Origin of the sequence: Psychrobacter sp. A3 (assembly GCF_028823565.1) — a bacterium.
Lineage (GTDB): Bacteria > Pseudomonadota > Gammaproteobacteria > Pseudomonadales > Moraxellaceae > Psychrobacter > Psychrobacter celer.
This window is the reverse complement of record NZ_JAPEHS010000138.1, coordinates 1-3,257: the sequence shown is the minus strand read 5'-3', so window position 1 is coordinate 3,257 and position 3,257 is coordinate 1. Positions and strand designations below refer to the sequence as shown.

2 protein-coding genes are annotated in these 3,257 nt (G+C 47.3%); one reads left to right on the top strand and one right to left on the bottom strand.

What is annotated here, in order from left to right; all coding sequences use genetic code 11:
* Positions 1-1,004: D-alanyl-D-alanine carboxypeptidase family protein (locus NK638_RS12070; RefSeq protein WP_274633202.1), on the top strand; the 1,004-nt coding region annotated here is incomplete at its 5' end.
* A gap of 132 nt (positions 1,005-1,136) precedes the next feature.
* Here NK638_RS12070 and NK638_RS12065 read toward each other — a convergent pair.
* Positions 1,137-3,077, bottom strand: coding sequence for a sensor histidine kinase (locus tag NK638_RS12065; protein ID WP_274633201.1), 1,941 nt, complete (start codon positions 3,075-3,077; stop codon positions 1,137-1,139).
* Positions 3,078-3,257 lie beyond the last annotated feature (180 nt).

Genomic DNA, 3,257 nt, shown 5'->3' with positions numbered 1-3,257 from the left:
ACGCCAATGAAGCGCTACCGCCAGCATCTTTGACAAAAATGATGACCAGCTACATCATCGAGCAGCGCCTCGCCTCAGGCGACCTAAAAGAAGACGATCAAGTGCTGATGAGCCCAAATGCGTGGTGCCGCGGCAGTAGCAGTCAGTCTTGTATGTACGTCCCTGTCAATAAAACCGCTAGTGTCCTCGACATGCTGCGCGGCATCATCATTCAATCTGGTAATGATGCTTCAAAAGCCATGGCAGAGCATATCGCTGGTAGCGAAGCCTCGTTTGCCATCTTGATGAATGAGCAAGCAGAAAAGCTGGGCATGGAAAACACCCATTTTGTCAACTCGACAGGTATGCCTGACGAAGGCCATAGAGCTTCAGCGCTGGACTTGGCCAAGCTATCGCGCGCCATCATCAAAAACAGCGGCGACTACTATGGCTTGTATGCCGAAAAAGAGTTTACCTACAATGGCATCACACAAGGCAACCGCAACGCCCTACTAGCGACTGACCCCACGGTCGACGGTCTAAAAACCGGGCATACAGACGCTGCAGGCTACTGCTTGGCCGCCTCGAGCAAACGTGATGGCATGCGTCTGATTTCTGTGATCATGGGCACCGAAAGCCCGCAAGCCCGTGCCGACCAGTCGCGCGAGCTGCTTAACTGGGGTTTTGGTCACTTTACCACCGTCACCAAAGCACCTGCTGGGCAGTTTGTCAGTAAAGTACCTGTCTGGTTTGGCGAGACCGACGAAATTGAGCTGGTCACAGGCGATAACTTGCAAATACTGACCAGTAAGACGCAAAAAAACAAAATAACCACCGTGGTCGACATCCCCGAAAGCTTAGAAGCCCCCATCAAAAAAGGACAAAACATCGGTAAAATGATGGCGGTCATCGACGGCAAGGCAGTGGCATCCGTGCCTGTTATTGCCACCAGTGACATCGAACAATCAGGATTTTTGAGCCGCACTTGGCAGCGTGTGGTTCGCTGGGTACAAAGCTTTTTTTAAGCACTTGGCATAACTTATATACAAAAAAAAGACGCTCATCTACCGTAGCGTCTTTTTTTGTTTGCATAAAATCAAGGCTTGTAGTATCACACTCATCTCGCCATGTCTGTAGTTAATCCCACCATATTATGTCTAAATGAGCCAGCGTTTTATCAAATCGCTCAACCCTTTATCACTATATGTCACCATGTGGCAATAGTCGACACCAGCGGCTTTTAGCCCATGCTCAAAGCTCTCTAAGCTGCGCACGTGGTGTTTTGGATACCAGTATATCAATAGCGCCCGATGGGTGATATCAGCGTTTTCTATCTGACGAATACGAGTGGCCAATGCCTCTGCCCTCGCAGGATACACGTCTTCTGCAAACATCACTATGTCGATTTTTTTGTGGCGCATCTCATCTAGCGCCAGCTGCTCATGCTGATGGCAGATCACCTGCGCGCCTAACCGCTCAAGCTCTTCCACCAAAAATCCCGCTTCGTGATAATAATAGTAAATAATACTCAGCCCCGCCAGCACTTGCTGCTGATGGACTTGCTGTTGGTTGGGCAGAGGAATGGTCAAGACAAACTCTGTACCAACGCCCAGCTCACTATGGACATCGATACTCGCTCCCATCAGCTGGGCCATTTGTTTGACGACGGGCAAGCCTATCCCTGAGCCTTCGTATTGCCGCGTTTGTGACGAATCCACCTGAAAAAACGGATTAAAAATATCGTCGATGTGATTGTTATCGATGCCGATGCCCGTGTCTTTTACGCTAATCTGCCAGCGATTACTTTTATCAAAATGCGTGAGCTGCGAGGTAATGGTAACCTGCCCCGCTGAGGTAAACTTAATGGCGTTACTTAGCAAAATCGAGAGTATTTGCTGTATCTTTTTTACATCACCTTGTAGGCCATAATCTATATGATGCACTTGGCTAATCAGCTCTAAGCCCTTACGTTTAGCGATAGGCTCAAACTCTGCCAACAGATCAGCGATCAGCTGTAGTGGGTTAAACTCACTAAGATGAATGGTCATCTGACCTTTTTGTATCTGATTCAACTGAATGATATGCTCAAGCGAAGACACCAGCTTGTCACTGCCACTACTGATGATATCGACCGCGTCTTTTTGCTCTCGGCTCAAGGTTTCATAATCTAGCAGTTGTAAGCCGCCGACAATGGCATTTAATGAGGTTTTTAGCTCGTGGGTTATCATGCTCTGAAAATTATGCAGCTGCACATCGAGCGATACATCTTTGCTGTGTAGCTGCTGCTCAAAGATCGCCACCGCTTCATAGTCTTGTTTGACGTCTTGCAAGCGTTTAAACAGTACAATCAAAGCCTGCTTGATTTGCGCCAGCTCCTGAAAATTAAAATGCTGAGCGATAACGGGTAGTTTTTCAAGCTCAGGCGTCCTAATGATGATGTCGCATACTTCAGTGAGCGCCTCCAAATCCCTAACCGGCCAGTTGAGCTGACGTAAGACATACAGTGCCCAGACCACAACCAGCAAAATCGTAACCAGCCACAATAAAGCATTGCTTTGAAACCAGCTTGCGCGCAGCTTATTGACATCTAAGGTGATATTAATATAACCGACCAGCGTACTCTTGGCATTTTTTGTGGTGCTTGAGGACACCGCTACGCCTGATGACTGGCGCGGTAAACCATCAGCATCAGAGAATGTAGCGGCAATAGTGAGACTGTCTGGTTGCAAGTCATTACTGACGACTGGGTAATTAAAGCTGACCGTATCGGCAAACAGGGCGTTTTTCCAATCGCCTCTAGATTGACTGGTATCACTGATAGGCTGAGGGGTTGAGTAAAATAAAATACTCTGAATACTTGGCTCATTTTCTAATAAAAAGGCAACTTGCTCCGCTACGATATCTGCCCCTTCTGCTGTCGAGGCGCTGGCGGTCAATACCGCGGCAAGCTGATCTATATGCCGATGCGTTTCTTTGTAATGATAAGTCAGACCATAGACAAAAGACAATATAAATCCTGCCAACACAGCCAGCGTAATGACCTGTACGACAGAGCGCCAGATAAGCATAGGAATGGTGCGAGATCGAGGGCTGTTCATATCACTCAACGAAGCCAAGACAACTTTTTATTCATACTACAGGTATTTTGCAGAAGTGATAAGAAAAACATGCAGATATTTTTGGGCAAGTACCGTCCTACTGGCATCAGATGTGCCAATTTCATATTGGATTGACTAGGGCGTGTCCTCATTTTAAAAATGGCGATAAAAATGAGATAA

Bases quoted from the DNA above. Each gene is read 5' to 3' on its own strand.
- NK638_RS12065 (WP_274633201.1), bottom strand. From the start codon at position 3,077: ATGAACAGCCCTCGATCTCGCACCATTCCTATGCTTATCTGGCGCTCT.